This is a genomic window from Gordonia sp. N1V, assembly GCF_029269935.1.
Lineage (GTDB): Bacteria > Actinomycetota > Actinomycetes > Mycobacteriales > Mycobacteriaceae > Gordonia > Gordonia polyisoprenivorans.
Genome location: NZ_JARJDD010000002.1, coordinates 276,858 through 300,665, shown reverse-complemented (window position 1 = coordinate 300,665; position 23,808 = coordinate 276,858). Strand labels below are relative to the sequence as shown.

Here is a 23,808-nt window from a genome sequence, read left to right as displayed (position 1 = left end):
GGCTGGCAGAATCACATGACATGAGCGCCACGGTCCTCGTCATCGAGGACTCGACCCCGATCCGTGTCGCGGTGGCCGCGGCACTGACCGAGGCCGGGCATCGGGTCCTCGCACGCCCCGACGGTTCACGACTCGAACACGATCTGGCACAGGCACGCCCCGACGCGGTCCTGCTCGACGTCATGCTGCCCGGTTCGGACGGTTTCACCCTGCTCGACGTGGTACGGCGGCGCAGCGACGCCGGCATCATCATGGTGACCGCCCGCGACGCCGTCGCCGACCGACTGCACGGCCTCACCGAGGGCGCCGACGACTATGTGGTCAAGCCGTTCGAGATGGCGGAGTTGGTGGCACGTGTCGGCGCGGTGCTGCGCCGACGCGGCGGGCGCACCGACATCCTCTACGTCGATGACCTCGAGATCGACCGCGACGGCGGGACGGCGACCCGCGCAGGCGAGCGAATCGCTCTGACGCCCACCGAGTTCCGGGTACTCACCTACCTCGCACAGCGCCGCGGCCGGGTGGTCACCAAAACCCAGATCCTCACCGGCGTCTGGGGTTACGACCAATACGACCCGAATCTCGTGGAGGTCAACGTCAGTGCGTTGCGCCGCAAGCTCGAGGCCCACGGTCCGCGACTGTTGCACACCGAACGCGGCCGCGGCTACACCCTGCGCCCGTCATGACGACGATCCGTACTCGACTGACCGGCAGCTCGTTGCGCAGCCGGGTGACGGCTCTGGCCGTCGTGGTGCTCGCGGTGTCGTTGATCGCGCTGATCGCCATCGGCAGCGCACTGTTCGCCGTGGCGGGCCATCGCGCCGCCGGGGCGCTCCTCAGTGATCGGGCCACCCTCGCCCAGCAGTACGCCCGGACCTCACGCACGCCGGAGATATTCCTGCAGCGCATCGAGGGCCGCTCGGTGCGGGCCCGACTCGAACTCGCCGACGGTGAGGTGTTCGGCCGCCCGACCCGCGACGCGGTCGCCCGCCGCACCATCACCCTCAAGGCGCCCAACTCATCCTGGGCCGACGGCGCGACGCTGACCCTCGCCGTCGACGGCGATCTGCTCGGCGGGGTGCAGTCACGGCTGCTGATCGGGATGGCGATCACCGGTTCGGGGGCGCTCGTCCTCACCGCGTTGCTGCTGTGGTTCGGGATGCGTTATGCCCTGGCGCCGTTGGACACCATGACCGATGTGGCGCGCTCGATCGCGCGTGGCCGACGCGGTGAGCGCCTCGCCCCGACCCGGACCGACACCGAGTTGGGGCGTACCGCAGCGGCTTTCGACGACATGCTCGATTCGCTGGAGGGCGCCGAAGCCAATCAGCGGGCCGCTAAGCAGTCGGTTCGGCAGTTCGTCGCCGACGCGGCCCACGAGTTGCGCACCCCGGTCACCGGGGTGCAGGCAATCGCCGAGACGTTACTGCAGATGGATGCCGACGCATCCGCCGAGGACCGGGAACAGTTGCTGCTGTTGCTAGTTCAGGAGACCCGCCGCGCCGGACGACTCGTCGGCGACATGGTCGACATGGCACGCATCGACGCGGGTCTGGCTCTGCATCCCGAGGCGGTCGACCTCGTCGCCCTTGCCGAGGATCAGTGTCGCCGGGTGGCGATCCTGCATCCCGAGCTGACCGTGGTCGCCACCGGTGACGCCCCGCCGACACTCGCCGACCCCGGCCGGATCTCGCAGATCCAGGCCAACCTCATCGACAACGCCTGTCAGGCCACCCCGGCCGGCGGGCGAGTCGAGGTGGCGGTCGCCCACGCACCCACCGAGTCTGGCGGGTGGGTGACCGTGACGGTCAGCGACACCGGACCGGGCGTCCCCGACGCCGACCGCGAGCGGATCTTCGATCGTATGGTGCGCCTGGATGATTCACGAGATCGACGCTCGGGCGGCGCAGGTCTGGGGCTGGCGGTGGCGCGTGGTCTGGCCCGCGCCCACGGGGGCGAGGTGCGCCTGCTTCCGCGCACACCGGACGGCGCGACACAGGGCGCGGTGTTCCGCCTGGAGTTGCCGTTCAGACCGACGGGACGTGATCGGTCTGCGGGGTCGGCTGCTCCGCATCCGCGATGACCGCCGCGAGGGCCTCGTCGACGACGGCCCCGGCCTCGATCGTCGACATGTGACCCACCCCGTCGAGTACGACGAGATCACGGAGGGTTCCTTTACGCCGCAACACCTCTGCCATCTGTTCGGCGTGTGAGGGCGGGGTCAGGCGGTCGGCACTGCCGACCACGATCGTCGTCGGGACCGTCAGCGCGTCCAGCCCCGCGGTCACATCCAGCTTGCCCATCGCCGCGCCCCAGCGGGCCCGCGCACGGGGCGGGCAGCTCATGATCATGTTGTCCACGAACTCGACATGCGAGGCGCGAGCGGTGGAGCCGAGCGCGATGTACTGCGACATCCGCGGCCCATACGAGCTGCGCGGCACCGGAAGTGGCGCCGAGGTGATGAGCTTGGTGACCGCAGGCGCGAACGGTTTGCTGTAGCGCGGCAGGTCGAGCGGGATGAGCAGGTGATTCTGCATGACCGCCTTGGCCGCGGTGGAGGCGAGCACCACCGCCGACACGCGATCGGACACCTTGTGCGGGTACTGCGCCGCCCACGACATGATCGTCATGCCGCCCATGGAGTGTCCGATGAGGATCGCTCGGCGCCCGGGCGGCACGACGGCGTCGAGTACGGCGTCGAGGTCCTGGCCGAGGGTCGCGACGGTGGGTCGTTTGCGGCCGAGTTCACTGGCTCCGTGTCCGCGCTGATCGTAGGTGATGACGGTGCGTTCACCGGCGAAGGCGTTGATCTGGGGATACCAGTAGGTGGTGTTGCACGTCCATCCGTGCACCGCGACGATCACATCACCGGCGTCGTCGTCACCGCGAGCACCGGGACCGTAGGTGACCACGTTGAGCCGGGTGCCGTCGGCGGCGCGGACGGTTCTGGTGTCACTCGGGGCCGTCGGGGTGGCCAGCAGATCGTCGGGCCCGTCGTCGACGGCCGGATCGCCGTGTAGTGCTTCGCGTACCAGTCCGGCACCGATGGTGCCCACCCCGACCCCGATCAGACCTGCCCCGGCGGCGACGCCACCGATGGCCCACCCACGTCGACTCATGTGTCCACCCTCTCCCCAGGACACCGGCCGGGCGCGGCGATCAGGACGATCGCGGAGTCGGACGGTGTGTTCGCGGCGTGTCCACCGGCTCCTCGGTGCCCGGCGTCGGGTCCTCGGACGTGTCGGGGGACACAGCATCCGATGTAACACTACCCGTTGTCATGTTCGGGGCGCCATCGCCTGCGGTCTCGGGATCGATGCCCGAAGCGGGTCCGTCGGCGACGTCGGCACCGGGAACATCGGGGGCGGGAACATCGGGGGCGGGAACATCGGTGTCGGCGACGTCGAAGTACGTCGACGCCTCGCCGATCGCCCGGGTGATCTCGTCGTCGAGCGCTTTGCGGAAGGTGGTCTCCACGATCTCGTGAGCCATCGGCCGGACCGTCTGGATCAATTCGGCCATCTTGCTGACCTTGGCCTCGCCGAGGGTCGGCAGGTTCTCGTTGAGGTACTTGTCGGTGATGATCGAGACGAAACTGCGGGCCGCATCCTCGAGATCGTCCTGCACACGCACGAAGCGGTCGAGCAGCACGTCGATGTCGACGCCGCTCTTGACCAGCACCTCGGCGCCCTCGAGGACCTCCGGGTTCTTGATCGCGTAATGAGCGCCGTCCTTGACGAGCAGCCCGAGTTTCTGGCTGAGCGCGATGGAGCGCTCGCTGGCGTTGAGCGTCTTGCGCAATTCGGTGAAGGTGATCGTGGCCGCGCGCTTGAAGTTGCGGAATCGGCCGCCCTTGGTGGGCGCGCCACGCAACACATGCTCGACCTTCATCCCGTAGTGGGCTGCATGCAGGAGCTCACTGATGGTGGCAAAGGTGTATCCGCGTTCGAGCATCCGCGAGATGAGATTCAGGCGATTGAGGTGATCGTCGGAGTACCAGCCGGTGCGACCGCGGATCGTCGGCGGCGGCAGCAGCCCACGATCCTGATAGACCCGGATGTTGCGGACGCTGACGCCGGACGCCTCTGCCAGGTCGTTGATCCGATACTCAGCCACGAATGACAGTGTATTCGCCGGATGTCGTACGCCCGACGACCCGCGCCCGACGACTCGCCTCTCCCGTCCGGTCATCCGGCAAAGAGCACCGTGTCATCCGGCCAGCAGCACGACGCCGGTAGCGATCAGCACGCCCACCTTGACGACCTCGGCAGCCACGTACACCAGGTGCGCGTGACTGCGCGGACCGTCGGCGTCTCCGGTGGCGAGCACCTCGTCCGAGCGGCGGTTCAATGCGGGCCGGATACCGACGAGCTGGACCGCCAGCACCACCACCACAGCCACGGCGAGGATGCCCGCGGGTTGCCCCACCCATCCCCCGGCGACCGCGCACACGATGAGCACGATCGCCGCACCCGCCTCGACGGCGTTGAGCGCGCGGAACACCAGCCGGCCGATCCCCAGACCCAGCGGAATGGTGATACCCGGAGCACGGAACTTCAGCGGCGCCTCGAGGAACGAGATCGCGATCACCATGCCCAACCAGACAAAGATGACCGCGGTCGCCACCGCGTACGACACGCTCATCGCGAGGCGCCGGTGCGCAACAATTCCGGCCCGAAGGTCTCGAAGTGGATGCGCTCGGAGGGCACATTCCGGTCGAGTAGCTGGGTGCGGACCGAGTCGAGGAATCCGGTGGGACCGCACAGCATGGCGTGGACGCCGTCGGCAAGGTCGATGCCGTCCAACGACATCCGGCCGGTACGCACCGCGTCGGACACCAGATGGTCGGCACCATGCTGATACCACTGGAAGAGCCGTGCGGAATCGATCTGCTCGACGAGGGCGCCGAGTTGCCCACGATGAGGTTGGCCGGCCCGCGAGTGGTCGGCGTGCAGGACTGTCACCGGGCGGTCGGTGCCCGACTCGGCGAGCGCGGTCAGCAGCCCGATCACCGGTGTGCACCCGATGCCCGCAGATGCCAGCAGTAATGGCGAATCATCTTCGGGCAGAACGAGATCACCGAACGGCATCGAGACGTGCACCGCGTCGCCCTCGAAGACGTTCTCGTGCAGGAACGCCGACACCTCGCCGGCGAGTTTGACGCTGATCCGCCACTCGTCGCGCGCCTGCGGCGTGCCGATCAGGCTGTACTGGCGGATCTGATGCGCGCCGTCGGTCAGCGGCACCTGCACCGAGATGTACTGCCCGGGAGAGAATGCCGGAAGATCCGCACCGTCGGGCGCGGCCAGGATGAACGACACCGCGTCCGGGGCCACCTGATCGCGTCGGGTCACAACGAGATCGCGCCACACCGCACCCGGTTCGACGCCGGCCGCGGCGTAGAGGCCGGCTTCTTCACGGATCAGCACATCGGCCATCTCCCAATACAATTCGTCCCACGCATTGGCGACCTCCGGCGTCACCGCGGCACCGAGCACCTCGACGATCGCGGCGAACAGGTGCTCGTGGACGATCGAGTACTGATCACGCGTGACCCCGAGGGACGCATGCTTGTGCGCGATGCGGTCGATGATGAATCGCTGCCGCCGCAGATCGGGCTCGAGTTGCAGCTTGGCGAATGCCGCGATCGACCCCGCCAACGCCATCGGCTGTTCACCGGACCGCTGATGGGTGCGGTTGAACATGTCGTCGAGCAACGTCGGGTGGGCTGCGAACATCCGCGCGTAGAAGTTCGGGGTGATCTCCCCGAGTGCTCCGTCGACGGCGGGCAGGGTGGCCGCGATGACCTCGCGAGTGGGCATGGTGAGCACGACGACTCCGATCTGATCTGTTCCGCCCGGTGGCGGAATCGTTTGTTGCCGAACCTATTCGGCTTGACTGTGAGATTCCGCTCGACCGTGGGGCGTCGCCTCGGCGCGACGCGGGGGGTCGAGGGAGAGCAGGACCGCTCCGGTGGGGTCGGTCACGAGGTCCCCGACGGTCACGTCGTCGAGGCTGTCGAAGAAGGCACGACGGGCGGCGGCGAGCGCACCGCGCAACCGGCACGCCCGACGCAGCGGACACGGCGTTTCGCCGTCGCAGTCGACGACTTCTCCTTCACCTTCGAGACTTGCTGCGAGCCAACCGATTCGGGCCGTACGGCCCAACTCGGTGATCACCAGCCCACCCGCGCGACCCCGCCGGGAGTGGACGACGCCGAGTTCAGCGAGGCGCCCGGTCACCTTGGTGACATGCGTATACGGCACGGCCATCTCCTCGGCGAGGACCCGGGTGGTCATCGACCCGTCCGAGACGGCCAGGCGCATCACCACGCGCAAGCCGATGTCGGTGAAGCGGGTCAGTTGCATGTGATCATCAGATCATAATTTGCATCTGAGATGCATATTAAATGCCTGTGGCGCTCGTCACTCGTCGGTGCGGGCCATCGCCGGCGTCGTGTCATACGAGAGCCGCCCGCGACCGTCACGAGGACGGTCGCGGGCGGCTGGTGAAACCTGCGCGGCGCAGACGGGTGCGCGGACCCGGGTTCAGCTCAACGGATCTTGCGGAACCAATGCTTGTTCTGAATGGAGTCGACGCGCGGCCGGACGTCGACGAGGTAGACGATCAGCGCGACGACGCCGATGAGGTAGAACAGCGTCGGCGCCTGGAACAGCCAGATGAACAGGGTCGCGAGGGCCAGCAACGACACCCAGAGCACCTTGCTCTGCTTGTCGACCGCCGGGAAGGCGTCTTTGCGCTGCAGGGACGCGTGGACGAGGGCGACGATGGCCGCGACACCGGCGACCACGGTCAGCACCCACAACACGAGGTTCTGACCGGCGGCGAGGACGTTGACGAAATTCACGCGACCACTCTAGCTCTCCATGTCGGTTTTGTCGGACGCTCAGGAGCGCGGCGACTTGCGTGCGGTCGTTTTTTTCGCGGGGCTCTTCTTGGCTGCGGTGGTCTTGGCTGCGGTTTTCTTTGCTGCGGTGGACTTCTTGGCTGCTGTCTTCTTGGCTGCTGTCTTCTTGGCTGCTGTTTTCGTGGCTGCTGTTTTCGTGGCCGGGGTCTTCGTGGCCGGGGTCTTCGTGGCTGCCGTCTTCTTTGCCGGAGACTTCTTGGCAGCGGCTTTCTTGGCCGGAGCCTTTGTTGCAGCGGCCTTCTTCGCAGCGGTCTTCTTGGCCGGTGTCGCAGTCTTCTTGGCCGCCGGTGTCGTGGCCTTCTTCGCCGGAGCCTTCGTTGCTGCCGACTTCGTGGCCGCCGTTTTCTTCGCCGCCGACTTCTTCGCCGCCGTCTTCTTCGCCGCAGCCTTCTTCGCCGCAGCCTTCTTCGCGGGCGCCTGCGCGACGACGGCAGCCTTCTTCGCCTCGGCTTCCTTGGCCGCGACCTTGACCGGCGCGGCCTGCTTCGCCGGCGCGGCCTTCGTCACGGCAGCCTTCTTCGCCGCGGGCAGCGCCTCGGTGGCCGAACCCTTTGCGCGAGCGGCTTTCTTGGCGGTTCGTCGCGAAGTCAGTTGTCCCACACCGGTTCCGCGGGCGGCTTGGCCGCTGATCAGTTTGGTCTGCGTCGCCAGGGTTCCCAGTGCGTCTTCGGTGAGGGCGACGGCGTCGTTGTAGACCTTCTCCAGTTTCGGCAGGTTCTCACCGACGAGAGGTTGGGCCTTGAGTCGGTCGACGACCTCTTCGGTGCGTTCGGACAACGATGCCAGCAGCGCGGCCGCGACCGCGAGGTAGGCGTCGGCGACCTTGCGCAGTTCTTCCGGGGAGAATCGCGCGCGCAGTTCTTCGATCTCGGCGGGCAGTTCGACGGGCAGGGCGGCGAGTTTGCTCTTGGCCTCCTCGAACGTCGCCAGCGCGGTGGCCAGCGTCTCGTCGAGGGTGGACTGCGCGGAATCGACTCGCTCGGCGACGCGTTCGGTGAGGTCCTCGCGCGACTCGGTGATCCGTTCCTGCGCCGACTCGATACTCTCGGCGATCTTTGTCTGGGCCTGCTCGGTGGCGGCCTCACCGCGCTCACGAAAATCGTTGAGCAGGGCCGACACTTGACCCAACGCTGTCGACAACGGGTTGTCCGGCATGATCGGAACTCCTCGATTCGCTTGTGCGGGTGGTGAATCGACCGCCCGAGTCACCCTGTGGTCACTCGTCGGGGATCGGCTCCTCGGTGGCGTTCTCCTTGCGGAAGGACTCGTAGATCTCGAGCAGCATCTGCTTCTGGCGTTCACTGATCGAGTCGTCGGCGATCAGCGCATCACGCACCGGGCTGGCCGGCCGTTCTTCGAGGATCCCGGCCCGAACGTACAGCACCTCGGCCGACACCCGCAGGCCCTTGGCGATCTGCGCCAACACATCTGCCGAGGGTTTGCGGAGTCCACGCTCGATCTGACTGAGGTACGGATTGCTGACGCCGGCCCGTTCGGCCAACTGCCGCAACGACACCTCTGCGGCCATTCGCTGGGATCGGATGAACCCGCCGATGTCCTGTGCCGCGGTTGCGACCGCATCCGAGGCCACCGCGGTGACGGCGGTGACGGCTTCCACGGTGTGTCCGACGCCGCCGGTGTCGCGATCGTCCTCGTCGGGGCTCGACGCCTCATCGACGGGATCGTCGCCCGAGCGGTCCTCGGATGTGCTGTTGTGGGGCCTCTTCGCTGTCATGTCACCTCCCGTGGCTCACCGAGCCCAGTATCGACCCCAGTGCTAACACGTGCAAGCACAGTGCATGCAGCGCGCCGCGGCGTCGAAGCCCTCCCTCGGGGCCGGTCAGGGGAAGATGAGGACCGAGATCGTGTAGATCACCAGTCCCGCCAGCGATCCGACGACGGTGCCGTTGATGCGGATGAACTGCAGGTCGCGGCCCACCTGGAGCTCGATCTTGCGGCTGGTGTCCTCGGCGTCCCAGCCGCGCACGGTCTCGGTGATGACGGAGATGATCTCCCGCGAGTAGTTGGTGGCAAGGTGATTGGCGACACGTGCGACCCACCAGTTCATCTTCTCTTGCAGCGGCCGGTCGTCGCGGATCCGTATGCCGAGGTTGATCGCGGCGTCGGTCAGGGTGTTGCGCAACGTGCTGTTCGGGTCGGCGAGCATCTGCTCGATGACGGCCTTGCCGGTGTTCCAGGCGGTCGACGCCGCGCCGGCCACTTCCTCGCTGCCCACGAGTTCACGTTTGATGTTCTCGAACCGGGCGACCATCTCGGGGTCGTTCTGCAGGTCGTCGGCGAACTGCTCGACGAATTCGTGCATCGACCGGCGCATCTCGTGATTCGGGTCGGCACGGACCTTGTAGGTGAAATCGACGAGCTCGCGGTAGATCCGATCGCCCATGAGGTTGGTCACGAACTTCGGTTTCCAGGCCGGTCCGACGTCGCTCTCCACCACCCGGTCGATGAGGTCCTGGCTACCGAGCGCCCAGTCGTGGGCGCGGTCGCACAGGAGTTGGAAGACCGGCTCGAGACGGTCCTCGGCGATCAGCTGATGCAGGATGCGCCCGATCGGCGGCGCCCATTCGGGTTCGGCCGCCCACCGCAGGGTGGCCTGGATGAACTGCTCGATGTCCTCGTCGCGCAACATCTCTGACGCGAGCTTGATGGCGCGGGCCGCCTCGTCGGACACCCGTGGGGCGTTGTTCGGATCGGCCAGCCAGGTCGCGACACGACGTGGCAGGTCCAGCTGCTCGGCGCGCTGCACGATCACCTCGGGCGTCATGAAGTTCTCTTCGATGAAGCCACCGAGCTGATCGCCGATGTCGTCCTTCTTCTTGCGGATCAGGGCGGTGTGCGGGATCGGGATGCCCAGCGGGTGCCGGAACAGCGCCGTCACCGCGAACCAGTCGGCCAGCGCGCCGACCATGCCGGCCTCCGACGCCGCGCGCACATAGCCGACCCATGCGGCGACGTCGGCGCCGTCGCGGTGTTCGAGGTAGCGGGTGAACAGGTAGATGACGGCGGCGACGATGAGGAAGCTGGTCGCCAGCAGTTTCATCTTGCGCAGATCACGGCGACGGCGGTCGTCGGACGCGGAACCGCCCGAGGAGAACCCGGGCGCACTTGTCGGCGCAGCCCGATGCCTGCCGGTACCGGAAACGTCGGTCGTCACAGTTGACACCCATCCATTTCTACCTGCCGGCAGCGACTACGCTGGCCGGGTGATCGCAAATCGTCCCAGTCCGGCCGCGGCGGCGCGCGCTGCGGTGTCGGCGGCGACGAACGTGACCCGCGGGATCGAGCAGGCGTTGCTCGGCGGGGCGGTCGAGGAGCGCTCCAAACCCGATGGTCGCCGGCAGCGCTGGGAAACCCACAAGCGGGAGCGCCGCACCGAACTGACCGACGGCACAATCGCTGCGGTCCGTGAACTCGGCGCGGACGTCGGGATGGACGAGATCGCCCGGCACATCGGCGTTTCCAAGACGGTGCTCTACCGCTATTTCACCGACAAGAACGATCTCGGGGTCGCCACGACGGTGCGGTTCTTCGAGACCACCCTGATGCCCCGGCTGATCGAGACCATCACCGACGACGTCGACGAGTACACGCTGACCCGGACCGTGATCAGCGTCTACGTCCATGCCGTCGCCGACGAGCCCGCGTTGTATCGGTTCGCGTTGTCGGCGTCGCCGAGTTCGTCGGTGACTTCCGCGGAGTCGGAGAAGCTGGTGGCCCAGCTGCTCACCTCGACCATCGTGATGCGTCTGGGCGAACGCGACGGTGATGCCGCGGGCGCCCAGGTGTGGGCCTACACCCTCGTCGGCGGTATCCAGCGCGCCGTCGATTGGTGGATGGGTGAACGATCCATCGGCGTCGACGATCTCATCGACTACCTGACGATGATGGTGTGGAGTTCGATCGTCGGGGTCGCCGCGGTGAACGGCTCCCGCACCGCATTCATGGCCGACCCTCCGCCGCTGCCCGAGCCCGCAGCAACCGAGGGAGACCGGGACGATCACGAGCCCGGTTCGGCTGACGACGAGACGCCACTCCGGTGAGTCGGGTGGCGTTGGTGACCGGCGCCAGTCGCGGCGTCGGTCTCGGGGTGGCCACCGCACTTCTCGACGCCGGATGGACCGTCTACACCACCGCGCGCAGTGGACGCGGGCCCGACAGGGCCCGGGTGATCACCTGCGATCACACCGATGATGCCGCCGTCGGCGAGGTCTTCGAGACGATCGACGACGCCGAGGGCCACCTCGATCTGCTGGTCAACAACGTGTGGGCGGCACCCCGCGGGTTCGGCGGATTCAGCGAACCGTTCTGGCAGCGACCGGTCGGCGACTGGGATTCGTTGATCGGGGTCGGCGTGCGCGCCCATTACGTGGCCTCGGTGCATGCCGGCCGACTCATGGTGGCCGCCGGGTCGGGTCTGATCGTCAACATCTCGTCGTTCGGGACACGCGGTCACCTGCACTCGGTGCTCTACGGCATGAGCAAGGCGGCACTGGACAAGATGGTCGCCGACATGGCCGTCGAACTGCAGGGCACCGGCGTCCACGCGGTGTCGTTGTGGCTGGGCCTGATCCGTACCGAGTTGCTGCTGTCCCTCGGCGTCGAGGAGTTCGCGGGGTTCTCGTTGGAGCGCGCGGAGGACCCCGAGTTCGTGGGTCGGGTCATCGCGGCGCTCGCCGACGACCCGGCACTGCCGAACCTGACCGGACACACCCTGATCAGCGCGGAGTACGGGCGCGAGCACGGAATCGTCAACAATGATGGCACGCAGCCCGATTCGCATCGCGGCGCCTTCGGCGGCGGTCCACTCTACCCGCCGACCTGACCCGCGGCCCTGGTCGCGTTGGGTACCCTCTGGACCACACGACGAGGAGGTTGCATCATGGGCAGGCGCGGCGGAGGTTCGACGAAGGGCTGGGCACAAGAACCGATCGACGCATTGCGCGTGGGTACTGTCGGCTCGATCGCCGATTTCGACCCGGACAGCACACCGGGATTCGACGGCGACCGTCGTCTCGGCGAGGAGTTGCTCACCGAACGCGGTGAGATCCTCGCAGGTTTGCAGGAGTTGCTCTTCGCCAACGGCAGAGCCGGCGACCACCGCTCGGTACTGCTGGTCCTACAAGGCATGGACACCGCAGGCAAGGGCGGGATCGTGCGACACGTCGGCGGACTGCTCGACCCACAAGGCCTGAGCATCAAGGGATTCGGCAAGCCCACACCCGAGGAGCTCTCCCACGACTTCCTATGGCGCATCCGCAAGGCGCTGCCCCCGGCCGGACGCATCGGCATCTTCGACCGCTCCCACTACGAGGACGTCCTGCCGGTGCGCGTGCATTCCCTGGTACCGCAATCGGAGTGGGAAGCACGCTACGACATCATCAATCGATTCGAGCACGAACTCGTCGACGCCGGCACCACGATGGTGAAATGCGCTCTGGTGGTGTCGAAGGACGAGCAGAAGGCCCGACTGGCCGAACGCCTCGACCGTCCCGACAAGTACTGGAAGTACAACCCGGCCGACCTCGATGAGCGCGCCTATTGGGACGACTACCTCGAGGCCTACCAAGCGATCTTCGACCGCTGCGACTCCGACGCCACCCCGTGGTACCTCATCCCCGCCAATCGGAAGTGGTTCTCCCGCCTGGCGATCTGCGAACTACTCATCGATGCCCTGACAGGTCTCGACCTCGATTGGCCCGCCGCCGATTTCGATGTCGACGCCGAGAAGAAGCGCCTGGCCGCCCTCCCCGACTGACCTTCGGTTTGGTCGAGCAACTCTTCTCACCGATGGTCGTGGTGTCCCCCTCCCGCTGGTCGAGGTGCCTTCCACCGATGACCGAGTGTCCTTCCCCCGATGGTCAAGGCGCCTTCCACCGATGACCGAGTGCCCGTCCCCCGCTGGTCGAGGTGCGAGCCGCGTGCGGCGAGCCTCGAGACCCGGCGAGACAACACGCCTCCCAACCACATTCACCGTCACACGACCTGAACGCGAGCCGAATTCTCAAACGCCCCCGCTGCGCCAGCCGCGTCTGCACATTGGGGCCGCGGACGATTGCGCCCGACAGTCGATCCCTCCCCCGATCGTCGGGCACCTTCCCCGCTGGTCGGGCACCTTCCCCCGATCGCCTCGGGCACCCCTTCCTTCCGCTGGTCGAGGTGCGAGCCGCGTGCGGCGAGCCTCGAGACCCCGCGAGATAACCAGCCTCCCAACCACATCGAGAGCAGGACAAACGAAAGCGAACCCCTTACCACACGCCACCGACAGAAAATCAGCGTCGAAACATGTTGTCCACAAGCAGAATTGATCAAAAATACCCCTTGCATCGAACGTACTTGTGTAGACTGGACCCATCGCACCGATCAGCCACTGGGGAGGGGCCCATGATCGACGCCACCGAAGCTCTTGACGCCGAAACGGTTTTCGCCGGGATCGTCACCCAACTCAGCGACCTGCAATGGAATCCGGACATGACCGGGCCGCAAGCCTTCGGTGCGATGAAGCAGGTCCTGTTGTTGCGGAACCTGGTTGATCACCATGCCACCACCCTCACCGGCGAGATGGATCGGCTGGGCGTCGCCGATCACAAGACCACCCGGCTGCGCGAGTTATTGATCAGCATGGGTTTCGCACCCGCCGTCGCAAGTCGGTATGTGCGGTTCGCCGGCACCACCGATATCGACCTGTTGTTGGCGCATGCAGCGGACGGGTCCATCTCGTCCGAACACACCGACGCCATCGTCCGCGGGTTGGCGCACATCGACACCCGATGCCCCGAACCCCTCGACACCGTCCAACGTTGTGAATACCTGCGGAAACTCTTGTCGCACTACTTCGCCGGATTCACCCCCGCCGAGATCAACCTCTACGCGCGGCAGTTGGGGAACGAGTTGGCGGCCGACACACCGGGCGGGTTACCGGCCGCCGAAGACAAGACGATCAACTCCTACACCGACCGCATCACCGACGACGGACGACTGGAAATCTCGGCGAACCTCGACATCATCGCCGGGGAAAAGACACGCACCCTGATGGAAACCTTGTCGGCGCCCAAACCCCAACCCGACGGATCCCCCGATCCCCGGACACCCGAACAGATCTGCGCTGCCGCGTTCGAGACGATTGTTGAACTCGCGGCACAAGGCTTGGCCGACACCACCTTCTCCGCGAAACCGACCAACGGTTTGTTGTGGACCTGATCGACGGACAACCCCGCGCTCGGCGGCGAGTTGCAGAACATGGGTGCCATCACCGAAGCCACCGCCCGGATGTTGTCGTGTGACACCACCATCACCAAAATCATCCTCAACACCGACGGCGTACCCCTCGACGTCGGACTCAAAGAACGGTTGTTCACCCCAGGACAACGCAAAGCACTACTCGTCCGGGATCGTGGATGCATCAAATGCGGAACACACGCCGGCCGCTGCCAAGCACACCACGCGCACCACTGGGCCGACGGTGGTCCCACCGACCTCGACAACGGATGCCTCCTCTGCACCAGCTGCCACGACGATGTCCACCACCACGGATGGGACATCATCCTCGGGTTCGACCGACACCCCTGGCTGATCCCACCCGCCAGCATCGACCCGAAACGCCGACCAGTGCCGTCGTATCACCGACGCACCATGCGACTCGACGACACCGCAGCCTAGATCCGAAGCGCCTCCACTACAGCCTGATTCCCCGCACCCGGCCCTGCCGGGACCGCATCCGATCTTTGACAACTCCATAGCGAAACCCCACGGTGGTGGCCCCCGGCGGACGGGGGTCACCACCGGATGGTCAAGGTGCCTTTATCGAACGCGCAGGCGCGAAAGCAATTCGGCCGTGAGAGCCATCGGAACCATGGCCCCGACTTCCGTGATCTCAGTTGTCCGACTGGGCCGAGTTGCGTACATCCCCAGACTCGGCCGATGATGGTTGCGCAGGACTCATTCCCTGGAAGCGTCGAACAAGCTGGGTTTCGACGGACGGCGGCGTGAGTGCCCTGGGAACGATTGAGGTCTGGCCACTTTCGGTCGTGAGGATCAGGGTGGCGTGACCTGAGCGCACATTCACGATCTTGTCCCGAGAGACCGCATCCGATGCGTTGTCGGTGCCAGTGATCACCACATCGGGCGCAAACTCCGCCCATACCCATTGGCCCGGTTGCAGCAGCCGACGCCATCGGACAAATGGATCTATGACAGCTGCGAGCACGCGAAGCAATTCATACAGCAGATAACCCGCCGCAAATCCTACCACCGTGCCCCGAGAAACGAACTGGGACAGCGCGAAACACACCATCGATACTGTCAGTACATTCGCAACCGTGGACCCCACTATTCGCGCCGACGATGCCCGTAGCGCATCCCGGGCCAGAGCACGATCCAGACCTCGATCGACGACGCGCGAGACACGAATTCCGTCGCCAATCTCGTCGACGCGACTCTTCTCATCGAAAACGAAACTCCCCACGCATAGAGCGTACTGCGGTCAATACCGTCTTCGCGTACAACGCCCAGCGCAGTGTCGCCGCTCAGTGTCGACAACACACGGTTGGTGCCCGCGAGGTCACCAGAGTCGTCGGAGTTTTCGAGATTCCAGATGCAGTCGGACTCGTCCTGTTCATCGTCCAAGCAGCCCATTCCTGAGCGCCACTGGATCCGTCCGGGCGACGGCGGTCGAGCGTCATGGTAAGCGATCGCGGACATGCCACGATCACCAAAACGCGATGGAGTCGATCTCGAAGTAGGTTCGGCTGCCTGTCCGCATCGGCCCACAAGTCACTGAGCGCTACGCTGCCGATCCTCAACTCCGCGATGCCCGTCGGGTCCGGACGCTGACCCTCGACGACGCAGCACACCGTGGGACACGAGCCCGACGACGATGGCCCAGAAGGCGCCGCTGATCCCCCAGAACGTCACGCCGGCGGCAGCGGTGACGAACGTCAGACCCGATGCGATCCGAAATTCGTTGTGGGTGAACGCACCAAGTAAAGCGTTGGCGAACGTTGCCAGCAGTGCGAGCCCGGCCACGGACTCCAGCAACCCCTGCGGCGCAATCGCGGTGATGGTGACCAGTGCTCCGGAAGCCACCGCCAGCACCAGATAGCTGATGCCGCCGGACACCCCGGCGATCCATCGCCGGGTTCGGTCGGCGCCCGCCTCCTCTCCCGCGGCCAGCGCCGCCGACAAGGCAGCCAGGTTGATGGCGTGCCCACCGAACGGCGCGCCGACGACCGTACCCATCCCGGTCACGAACATCGGAGGACGCCAAGGGGTGTCGTATCCGAACGACTTCAACACCGCCACGCCGGGAACATTCTGTGACGCCATCGTCACCACATAGAGCGGGATGGCCAACCCGACGATCGCCGACACATCGAATCTCGGCGTGGTCCAGGCGATTTGCGGCCACCACTGCGTCGTCACACCCGCGCCGACACCGTGCACCGCGACGTAGATGCCGATCACGACGAGGGCAGTCACCAATGCCAGAGGCAACGCCCAGCGGGTCAGCCATCGAGTCGCAATGAGCCACACGGCGAGAATCGGCAGCGTCAGCAGCGGCTGCGCTGCAAGCGATTTCATGGGTGCCAGGCATAGCGTCAACAGGACGCCGGCCAGCATCGCCTGCGCGATCGGCGTCGGTATCCGGCCGATCAGATCACCCAGAGCCGGGATCAGCCCCGTCGCCAGGATCAGGATTCCGACGACGAGGAAAGCCCCGACCGCAGCCCGCCAGCCGGCGTGATAGTCCGCGCCCGCGGCCACCAGCATCGCCGCTCCCGGAGTCGACCAGGCCAGGGTGATCGGCTTCCGCGTGGCCACGCACAAAACGATGATCCCGACCGCGAAGGTCACGGTGAGCGCGAGCAGACCCGACGCCGCCTGCCCGGGATCGGCACCGACCGCACGCAACCCGGCGACCACCACGACGAACGACGACGTGAAGCCGACCAGCGCGGTGATGATTCCCGCGGTGATCGGCTCACTGATCGACGACGCCGGGGAGGTGGTCATCGGGCCACCATAACGCTATCGTTCTGTTTATGGAACACCCGGGGAGATCTGCGGTCGGTGCGCGTATCACCGCGGCCCGGGAGCGGCGCGGCATGAGTCTGTCGGCACTCGCCCGCGCCGCCGGCATCGGCAAGGGATCGCTGTCCGAACTCGAATCCGGCAGGCGCAACCCGACTCTCGACACTCTGTACGCCGTCGCCGGCCCGCTCGGGGTACCGCTGACCGCGTTACTCGGCGAGGACTCGGGCACCGAGGGCTCGGGCCCGCACCTCTCGGCGCGACTCCTGCATGTCGAACACCATCCCGGCGGTGCCACCACCGAGGTGTTCTGGCTCGCGGTTCATCCAGGCGGCACCACGATCTCACCCGCCCACGGACCCGGCGTCGTCGAACATGTCCGGGTGGTACGCGGGCACGTCACCGCCGGCCCGCTCGGGGCCGAGAACACCGCCGGACCCGGCCGATCGCTGCAATGGATGTCGGATACCGACCACAGCTATCGAAGCGACGACGGTGCGCTGGCGGTGCTCACCATCGACTCACCCGAGACGCCCAACACCCCCGATAGACAACCACCCGACAGAAAACGCCCCCCACGGCCGAAGCCGTAGGGGGCGTTGAGAATTCGTTTCAGTCCGGGTCAGCTCAGCTGGTCGCGCGACCGGGAGCCTTCTTGGCCGGAGCCTTCTTCGCCGGAGCCTTCTTGGCGGCAGCGATCTTCTTGGCGGGCGAGTCGTTCGCGGTACGCGCCTTGCCCTCCACGGTGCCTGCGGCCCCGTCGATCTTGGATGCGGCGGTCGCGGCCTGCGCCTTGACGGTCTCGCCGGCCTCGGTGACAGCCTCGGCGGCCTCGTCGAGCTTCTCGCCGGCCTCGAGTGCAGCCTCGTCGACCTTGTCGCCGATGGCATCGGCTGCGTCATCGAGTGCGTCGCCTGCCTCACCGACGCGGGCTCCGACCAGACCGGCGATCTTGGCGGCCTGCTCGCCGACCGAGCGGGTCTGGGTCGACACGACCCCGAGGGCGTCCTCGGTGAGGTCGACCGCGTCGTTGTAGGTCTTCTCGGCGCGGGTCAGGCCCTCCTGGACCAGCGGCTGCTGACGCAGGCGCTCGAGGGTCTCCTCACCGCGCTCGGCAAGCGAGTTGTAGAAGGTGGTGGCCAGCTCGACGTAGGGCTCGGCGACCTTGCGCAGCTCTTCGGGGTTCAGCTTGGCACGCAGCTCGTCGATGCTCGGGACCTCGTCGGGCAGATTGTTCAACCGGCTCTTGGTCTCCTCGAAGCGGGTGCTCGCGGTCTCGGTGGCGGTTTCGGTCCGCTCGCGCAGCTGCGCGACGGCATCGGTCACCTGCGCGATGGCCAGATCGCCCGCGCCGACGACTGCGTAGAAGGGATTTGCCAGGGTTCGTTCGGCGGTGCTCATTGCGGCCTCCTTGGTGGGGTTGTCAGAAGTTCAGCAGCGCAACGAATGTCGATTCTCGAGATCACTGAGTGATCGTCGGGACGGTGAAAGCTGGTCGAGATCGTCGGTGTTGCGGCGCTTCCATGTACCAGTATCCACGCTTCGCTAGCAATTGCAAGCGCTTTGTTAGCACCGTCATAGCCGACCGGCCACGCTTACCGCTACGCGTCGGCGACCCCTTCGGGGTAGGAGTAGAAACCACGCCCGGCCTTCTTACCGATCCGACCTGCCTCGACCATCCGCAACAGCAGCGGTGGCGGCGCGTAGAGCGGTTCCTTGAACTCGTCGTACATCGAATCGGCAATCGCCTTGACGGCATCGAGGCCGACGAGGTCGGCCAGCCGCATCGGCCCCATCGGGTGCGCACAACCGAGCACCATGCCCTTGTCGATGTCCTCCACGGTCGCGAAACCGGTGTCGACCATCCGGATCGCCGACAACAGATACGGCACGAGCAGCGCATTGACGACGAACCCGGAGCGATCGGCCGATCGGATCACCTGTTTGCCCAACACGTCGTGGGCAAAGGCCTCGGCGCGCTCGCTCACCTCGGTCGCGGTCTCCAACGTGGTGACCAGTTCGACGAGCGGCAGTACCGGCACCGGGTTGAAAAAGTGCATGCCGATCACCCGGCCGGCGCAGTGGGTTGCCATGCCCAGCTTCATGATCGGGATCGACGACGTATTGGAGGCGAGCACCGCATCGGGATCGGTGACGACCTTGTCGAGTTGCGCGAAGACCTGGGTCTTGACCAGTTCGTCCTCGACGATCGCCTCGCACACGATCTGCCGATCGGCGAAATCCCCGAGATCGGAGGTGAATCGCAGCCGGTACGAGGCTTGTTCGCGTTCGCGCTCGGTGAGCTTGCCGCTCGACACACCGCGGTCGAGGGAGCGCAGGATGCGCGACCGCCCGGCACTGGTCAGTTCCCGTGTGGCCTCGTAGACCAGGACGTCGGCGTTGGCGCGGGCGCACACCTCGGCGATCCCGGCACCCATCTGCCCCGCGCCGACGACACCCACGCGCGAGATGATCTCACCGGACATTGCAGCACTCCTAGCGACAGATCAATAAGAACCCAGCACTCGATGTCGTTACACGACAACGAACTTCGGCGACGACGCGTGACACCTGTACGGGAGACCACACCCCGCCCGTACAGGAACAGGCGGCCCGCAACGTGAGTCGCGGGCCGCCTGTCTGGTACGCACAATCGCGGACAGTCGAGTCCTAGTGGAACTGACCTTCCTCGGTCGAGCCCTTGAGGGCTGCGGTCGAGGTGTTGGGATCGACGGTGGTGGCGATCTTGTCGAAGTATCCGGCACCGACCTCACGCTGGTGCTTGGTGGCGGTGTAACCGCGCTCCTCGGCGGCGAACTCGCGCTCCTGCAGCTCGACGTAGGCACTCATCTGGTTGCGGGCGTAGCCGTAGGCCAGATCGAACATCGAGTAGTTGAGGGCGTGGAAGCCGGCCAGCGTGATGAACTGGAACTTGAAACCCATTGCGCCGAGCTCGTTCTGGAACTTCGCGATGGTCGCGTCGTCGAGGTGCTGCTTCCAGTTGAACGACGGGGAGCAGTTGTAGGCCAGCAACTGGTCCGGGAACTCGCTCTTGACGGCCTCGGCGAACTTGCGGGCCAGCTCCAGGTCGGGCTTGCCGGTCTCCATCCAGATCAGGTCGGAGTACGGGGCGTAGGCCTTGGCGCGGGCGATGCAGGGCTCGATGCCCTTCTTCACACCGTAGAAACCCTCCGCGGTGCGGGTCCCATCGAGGAACGGCTTGTCGCGCTCGTCCACGTCGGAGGTGATCAGGGTGGCGGCCTCGGCATCGGTGCGGGCGATGACGACGGTCGGCGCGCCGGCGACGTCGGCGGCCAGACGAGCCGAGGTCAGGGTACGGATGTGCTGCTGGGTGGGGATGAGCACCTTGCCACCGAGGTGGCCGCACTTCTTCTCCGAGGCGAGCTGGTCCTCCCAGTGGGTACCGGCGGCACCCGCGGCGATCATGGCCTTCTGGAGCTCGTAGACGTTGAGCGCGCCACCGAAGCCGGCCTCGCCGTCGGCGACGATCGGCACGACCCAGTTGTCGACCGAGGTGTCGCCCTCGACCTTGGCGATCTCATCGGCGCGCAGCAGCGCGTTGTTGATGCGGCGCACGACCGACGGCACCGAGTTGGCCGGGTAGAGCGACTGGTCGGGGTAGGTGTGACCGGAGAGGTTCGCGTCACCGGCGACCTGCCAGCCGGACAGGTAGATGGCCTTGAGGCCGGCGCGCACCTGCTGAACGGCCATGTTGCCGGTGAGGGCACCGAGCGCGTTGATGTAGTTGTCGCCGTTGACACCCTCCCAGAGGATCTCGGCGCCACGACGGGCCAGGGTGGGGTCCTCGACGACCGAGCCCTGCAGCTCGACGACCTGGTCGGCGGTGTATTCGCGGGTGATGCCCTTCCAGCGCGGGTTGGTGTCCCAGTCCTGCTGGATCTCCGCGGCGGTACGGGGCTTTCCGACGTTGCTCATTAGCCACTTCGCTTTCGTTGTACTACTCGGCCCGACGTGACCGATGGTGGTCCGGCCCGTGCGTGAAACCCGAGCCGAATCCCTTGCTGACAGACGCCCGGTTTCGGTGAGTGGTGCAATCGATGGCCGGGACCCGAGGGCCGCCGTCACTTTTGCGAACTCGCCGAAGCGATCCGGTTGTGTCTGCAACCAAGAGTGCCACAGGGCAAAGCCGCAGGTCCAGTGAGGTTTGTGGTGTGAACACTGGCCATGATTCCCCTCGGTTTTGCAAATTTTGCGAAAGGCGATGTGTGAAGGCCGCGCGCGTTTCATAAAAAAGTACGCGCGTACTGGGATTTTCGACGATCCGACCGACGCCCTCGATGCGAGGGCGGGCAACCAGCGTGAGCGCCGGCCCGCCTCGCCCGGCCATGAGGATGTGACGACCTTCACACAAAATCGGACAGCCCATCGCCGGCGGGCCACCGCAGAATGCCCCGGCGCGACGCCGTCGTCAGCTCTTGCGGCCCGCCGCGGCCACCGACAGCGCACTGCCGAACAGCGTCACGAAGTCCTGTTCGGCGAGCGGGGGCTGGGCGGCGGGCGGCGCTGCGGGTGGCGCGACGGCGTCGGTCGGGTCACCGGACACCGTGAGACTCACCGAGACCGGAGCGGCCCCGCCCGGGCGGGCGACGATCGCGTAGCCCACGTAGTCGATGCGCGTGCGGACCGACCGATCCGCCAGGGTGGTCGTCGTCGCCGACTTCACGAGCAGCATCTGCTCGACCTTCTCCGCGTCCTTGCCGAGTTCGGGCGTGGCCATCTCGGTGTGCTCGGTGACGATGCTCGTCCCGGTGAGGTTGCCCGTCGTGATCATCGTCTGCGTGCGCGCACAGGCACCGGTCATGGCGGCCACGTCGGCGCCGATGTCGCGCATCTGTGTGGTCACCAACTCGACGAGCCCGCCGAAGGAGGCTTGCGCGGCCAGTACCGCCGAATTCGCCTCGGTCAGGGTCGGGTTGAGCTTCGCATCGGCGGTGGGCCGGCATTGCGGCGGAGTGATCTCGGTGGCGTCGGAGGCCTTGAGTTGCGTGGAGTTGGCGTCGACGAGCTGGGGCACCGACAACTCGGTGGCGGTGAAACCGACCGGCAGCGTCGACGGGTCGAGCAGCAGGTCGGCCGGCGCGGCCGCCAGATCGGGGACGGTCGTCGGTGCATGACCACACGCCACCGTCACCGCCGCGACGAGGCCCACCACCAGCGCCGCCGGCCGCGAGCCCGTCCCCCTGCGCCGATGAGCGCGCCCTACCCGCACGCCGTCACCGTACCCTGAAGCTCATCGACTCCCCCGGGATCGGGCGCATCGGCCGGGCGGGTCCCGGCGACGGTGAGCAGCGGAGGTGTGTGGTGACCAAGACCTATGCGGGTGCGCGAACCTACGTGGGTTCACGCCTACGCCAACTGCGTTCCGAGCGCGGCCTGTCGCAGGTCGCGTTGGCCCAGACACTCGAGATCTCCCCGTCCTATCTCAACCAGATCGAGCACGATGCGCGGCCGCTCACCGCCAAGGTGCTCGCCCGGATCACCGAGACCTTCGGCGTCGACGCCGGATTCTTCGACTCCCAGGACGACGTCCGCCTCGTTGCCGAGCTCCGCGAGGTGCTGCTCGACGACGACGTCGAGGCCACCGACACCGCGCTCGACCCGCAGGAGATCAGCGCGATGGTCGCCGGGCACCCCGACATCGCGAACGCGATGGTCACGCTGTACCGGCGCTACCGCAACTCCTCCGATCAGCTCGCCGCGGCGACCGACGAACGCGGCGACCGATCGATGCGCGGCGCGATCACCGCACCGCACGAGGAAGTGCGTGACTACTTCTATCAGCGCCGCAACTACATTCACGAACTCGACGTCGCCGCAGAGGAGACGACCACCCGGATGCGTATGCATTCCGGTGATGTGCGCCGCGAGATCATCGATCGCCTGGAGAAGCGTCACGGGGTCACCGTCGTCCGCCGCGTGGACCTGGGTGACTATGTGCTGCACCGGTTCGACCCGGACACCCGCCGACTGGAGGTGTCGGCGGCGCTGTCGTCGGGGCAGCGTGCCTTCAAACTCGCGACCGAATTGGCGCTGCTCGAATTCGGTGATCTCATCGACGAGCTCGTCGAGGCCGGCACGTTCACCAGCGACGAGGCACGCTCGCTGGCCCGGTATGGCCTGGCCAACTACTTCGCGGCCGCAACCCTGTTGCCCTACAGCCAGTTCCACGGTGCGGCCGAAGATTTCCGGTACGACATCGAACGGCTCTCGGCGTTCTACGCTGTCTCCTACGAGACGATCTGTCACCGGCTCTCGACGTTGCAGCGGCCCAATCTGCGCGGCATCCCGTGGTCGTTCGTGCGTGTCGACCGGGCCGGCAACATGTCGAAACGCCAGTCCGCCACCGGGTTCCACTTCTCCTCCTCCGGCGGCACCTGCCCGCTGTGGAACGTGTACGAGACGTTCGGATCACCGGGCAAGATCCTCACCCAGATCGCCGAGATGCCCGACGGCCGTGAATATTTCTGGATCGCGCGGACCGTGGAGCGTCGGGCGGCACGCTTCGGCCAACCCGGCAAGACCTTCGCGATCGGCATGGGATGCGAGCTACGACATGCCGCGCGTGTCATCTACTCCGACGGGCTCGAGATCGGTCCGCAGGCGCGGATCACCCCGATCGGTGCCGGTTGCCGTGTGTGCGAGCGCCAGCACTGCGCGCAACGTGCCTTCCCCTCGCTGGGCACGCGTCTGCGGGTCAACGAGCACGGGAGCACGGTCTCGCCGTACATGAACATCTGACGAGACCGCCCCGGCCGGCGAATGCAGCACCGATCACGGCGGTGCATCGACCG

Annotated in this window: 22 protein-coding genes and 1 pseudogene; 8 read left to right on the top strand and 15 right to left on the bottom strand. The window is 66.4% G+C overall.

Features of this window, described 5'->3' with window-relative positions; translation table 11 throughout:
* Positions 1-20 precede the first annotated feature (20 nt).
* Both P3L18_RS03885 and P3L18_RS03880 read left to right on the top strand, forming a co-directional pair.
* The gene (locus P3L18_RS03885; protein WP_276113283.1) at positions 21-686 is read left to right on the top strand and encodes a response regulator transcription factor; all 666 of its coding nucleotides are present in this window, start codon (positions 21-23) and stop codon (positions 684-686) included.
* Positions 683-2,083, top strand: a complete 1,401-nt coding sequence (locus P3L18_RS03880; RefSeq protein WP_276113282.1) for a HAMP domain-containing sensor histidine kinase — start codon at positions 683-685, stop codon at positions 2,081-2,083. The genes P3L18_RS03885 and P3L18_RS03880 overlap by 4 nt, the downstream gene beginning before the upstream one ends.
* On the opposite strand, the gene P3L18_RS03875 is transcribed toward P3L18_RS03880, so the two are convergent.
* The 9 genes from P3L18_RS03875 to P3L18_RS03835 form a co-directional block, all read right to left on the bottom strand.
* Positions 2,028-3,119, bottom strand: a complete 1,092-nt coding sequence (locus tag P3L18_RS03875) for an alpha/beta hydrolase (protein WP_079929418.1) — start codon at positions 3,117-3,119, stop codon at positions 2,028-2,030. The genes P3L18_RS03880 and P3L18_RS03875 overlap by 56 nt on opposite strands.
* Before the next feature lie 40 nt (positions 3,120-3,159).
* The gene (locus P3L18_RS03870) at positions 3,160-4,116 is read right to left on the bottom strand and encodes a MerR family transcriptional regulator (RefSeq protein ID WP_276113281.1); all 957 of its coding nucleotides are present in this window, start codon (positions 4,114-4,116) and stop codon (positions 3,160-3,162) included.
* 93 nt (positions 4,117-4,209) lie between these two features.
* Positions 4,210-4,644 (bottom strand): hypothetical protein, encoded by a 435-nt coding sequence (locus P3L18_RS03865; RefSeq protein WP_020172334.1) that lies wholly within the window; start codon positions 4,642-4,644, stop codon positions 4,210-4,212.
* On the bottom strand, positions 4,641-5,831 hold the full coding sequence (locus tag P3L18_RS03860; RefSeq protein WP_079929420.1) for a globin domain-containing protein: 1,191 nt from the start codon (positions 5,829-5,831) through the stop codon (positions 4,641-4,643). Before P3L18_RS03860 ends, P3L18_RS03865 begins: the two co-directional genes overlap by 4 nt.
* 54 nt (positions 5,832-5,885) lie before the next feature.
* A complete protein-coding gene (locus P3L18_RS03855; RefSeq protein WP_006372551.1) occupies positions 5,886-6,368 on the bottom strand; it encodes an Rrf2 family transcriptional regulator in 483 nt (160 codons plus the stop codon).
* Positions 6,369-6,553: 185 nt separating this feature from the next.
* The gene (locus P3L18_RS03850; RefSeq protein WP_006372550.1) at positions 6,554-6,868 is read right to left on the bottom strand and encodes a DUF2516 family protein; all 315 of its coding nucleotides are present in this window, start codon (positions 6,866-6,868) and stop codon (positions 6,554-6,556) included.
* 39 nt (positions 6,869-6,907) lie between these two features.
* Positions 6,908-8,083: a heparin-binding hemagglutinin gene (locus P3L18_RS03845; protein WP_276113280.1), complete on the bottom strand. Its 1,176-nt coding sequence runs from the start codon at positions 8,081-8,083 to the stop codon at positions 6,908-6,910.
* Between the two features lie 61 nt (positions 8,084-8,144).
* Complete coding sequence (locus tag P3L18_RS03840; protein WP_079928641.1) at positions 8,145-8,663, bottom strand: helix-turn-helix transcriptional regulator; 519 nt, start codon at positions 8,661-8,663, stop codon at positions 8,145-8,147.
* Positions 8,664-8,768: 105 nt separating this feature from the next.
* Positions 8,769-10,103, bottom strand: a complete 1,335-nt coding sequence (locus P3L18_RS03835; RefSeq protein WP_014358936.1) for a DUF445 family protein — start codon at positions 10,101-10,103, stop codon at positions 8,769-8,771.
* A gap of 52 nt (positions 10,104-10,155) precedes the next feature.
* Between P3L18_RS03835 and P3L18_RS03830 the strand changes: the two genes are divergently transcribed.
* The 4 genes and pseudogenes from P3L18_RS03830 (at position 10,156) to P3L18_RS03815 (ending at position 14,605) form a co-directional block, all read left to right on the top strand.
* On the top strand, positions 10,156-10,989 hold the full coding sequence (locus P3L18_RS03830; RefSeq protein WP_244421216.1) for a TetR/AcrR family transcriptional regulator: 834 nt from the start codon (positions 10,156-10,158) through the stop codon (positions 10,987-10,989).
* Positions 10,986-11,771 carry an SDR family NAD(P)-dependent oxidoreductase gene (locus tag P3L18_RS03825; protein WP_276113279.1) on the top strand — a complete coding sequence of 262 codons (786 nt, stop codon included), beginning with the start codon at positions 10,986-10,988 and terminating at the stop codon, positions 11,769-11,771. Before P3L18_RS03830 ends, P3L18_RS03825 begins: the two co-directional genes overlap by 4 nt.
* A 57-nt stretch (positions 11,772-11,828) precedes the next feature.
* Complete coding sequence (locus tag P3L18_RS03820; protein ID WP_276113278.1) at positions 11,829-12,704, top strand: PPK2 family polyphosphate kinase; 876 nt, start codon at positions 11,829-11,831, stop codon at positions 12,702-12,704.
* 626 nt (positions 12,705-13,330) lie between these two features.
* Positions 13,331-14,605, top strand: a pseudogene (locus P3L18_RS03815) (DUF222 domain-containing protein).
* 214 nt (positions 14,606-14,819) lie between these two features.
* Here P3L18_RS03815 and P3L18_RS03810 read toward each other — a convergent pair.
* Both P3L18_RS03810 and P3L18_RS03805 read right to left on the bottom strand, forming a co-directional pair.
* Positions 14,820-15,410, bottom strand: coding sequence for a hypothetical protein (locus P3L18_RS03810; protein ID WP_276113277.1), 591 nt, complete (start codon positions 15,408-15,410; stop codon positions 14,820-14,822).
* Between the two features lie 308 nt (positions 15,411-15,718).
* The gene (locus P3L18_RS03805) at positions 15,719-16,957 is read right to left on the bottom strand and encodes a benzoate/H(+) symporter BenE family transporter (RefSeq protein WP_276113276.1); all 1,239 of its coding nucleotides are present in this window, start codon (positions 16,955-16,957) and stop codon (positions 15,719-15,721) included.
* Between the two features lie 29 nt (positions 16,958-16,986).
* On the opposite strand from P3L18_RS03805, the gene P3L18_RS03800 reads away from it, so the two are divergent.
* Complete coding sequence (locus tag P3L18_RS03800; protein ID WP_079928635.1) at positions 16,987-17,568, top strand: helix-turn-helix transcriptional regulator; 582 nt, start codon at positions 16,987-16,989, stop codon at positions 17,566-17,568.
* Between the two features lie 34 nt (positions 17,569-17,602).
* Here P3L18_RS03800 and P3L18_RS03795 read toward each other — a convergent pair whose 3' ends face one another.
* The 4 genes from P3L18_RS03795 to P3L18_RS03780 form a co-directional block, all read right to left on the bottom strand.
* The gene (locus P3L18_RS03795; RefSeq protein ID WP_079928634.1) at positions 17,603-18,376 is read right to left on the bottom strand and encodes a heparin-binding hemagglutinin; all 774 of its coding nucleotides are present in this window, start codon (positions 18,374-18,376) and stop codon (positions 17,603-17,605) included.
* Positions 18,377-18,576: 200 nt separating this feature from the next.
* Entirely contained in the window at positions 18,577-19,461 is an 885-nt protein-coding gene (locus tag P3L18_RS03790) for a 3-hydroxybutyryl-CoA dehydrogenase (RefSeq protein WP_276113275.1), read from the bottom strand.
* A 184-nt stretch (positions 19,462-19,645) separates the two neighbouring features.
* A complete protein-coding gene (gene aceA / locus P3L18_RS03785; RefSeq protein WP_006372536.1) occupies positions 19,646-20,932 on the bottom strand; it encodes an isocitrate lyase in 1,287 nt (428 codons plus the stop codon).
* Positions 20,933-21,425: 493 nt separating this feature from the next.
* Positions 21,426-22,226: a hypothetical protein gene (locus tag P3L18_RS03780; protein ID WP_276113274.1), complete on the bottom strand. Its 801-nt coding sequence runs from the start codon at positions 22,224-22,226 to the stop codon at positions 21,426-21,428.
* Between the two features lie 92 nt (positions 22,227-22,318).
* On the opposite strand from P3L18_RS03780, the gene ramB reads away from it, so the two are divergent.
* The gene (gene ramB, locus P3L18_RS03775) at positions 22,319-23,755 is read left to right on the top strand and encodes an acetate metabolism transcriptional regulator RamB (RefSeq protein ID WP_276113273.1); all 1,437 of its coding nucleotides are present in this window, start codon (positions 22,319-22,321) and stop codon (positions 23,753-23,755) included.
* The last annotated feature ends 53 nt before the right edge of the window (positions 23,756-23,808 follow it).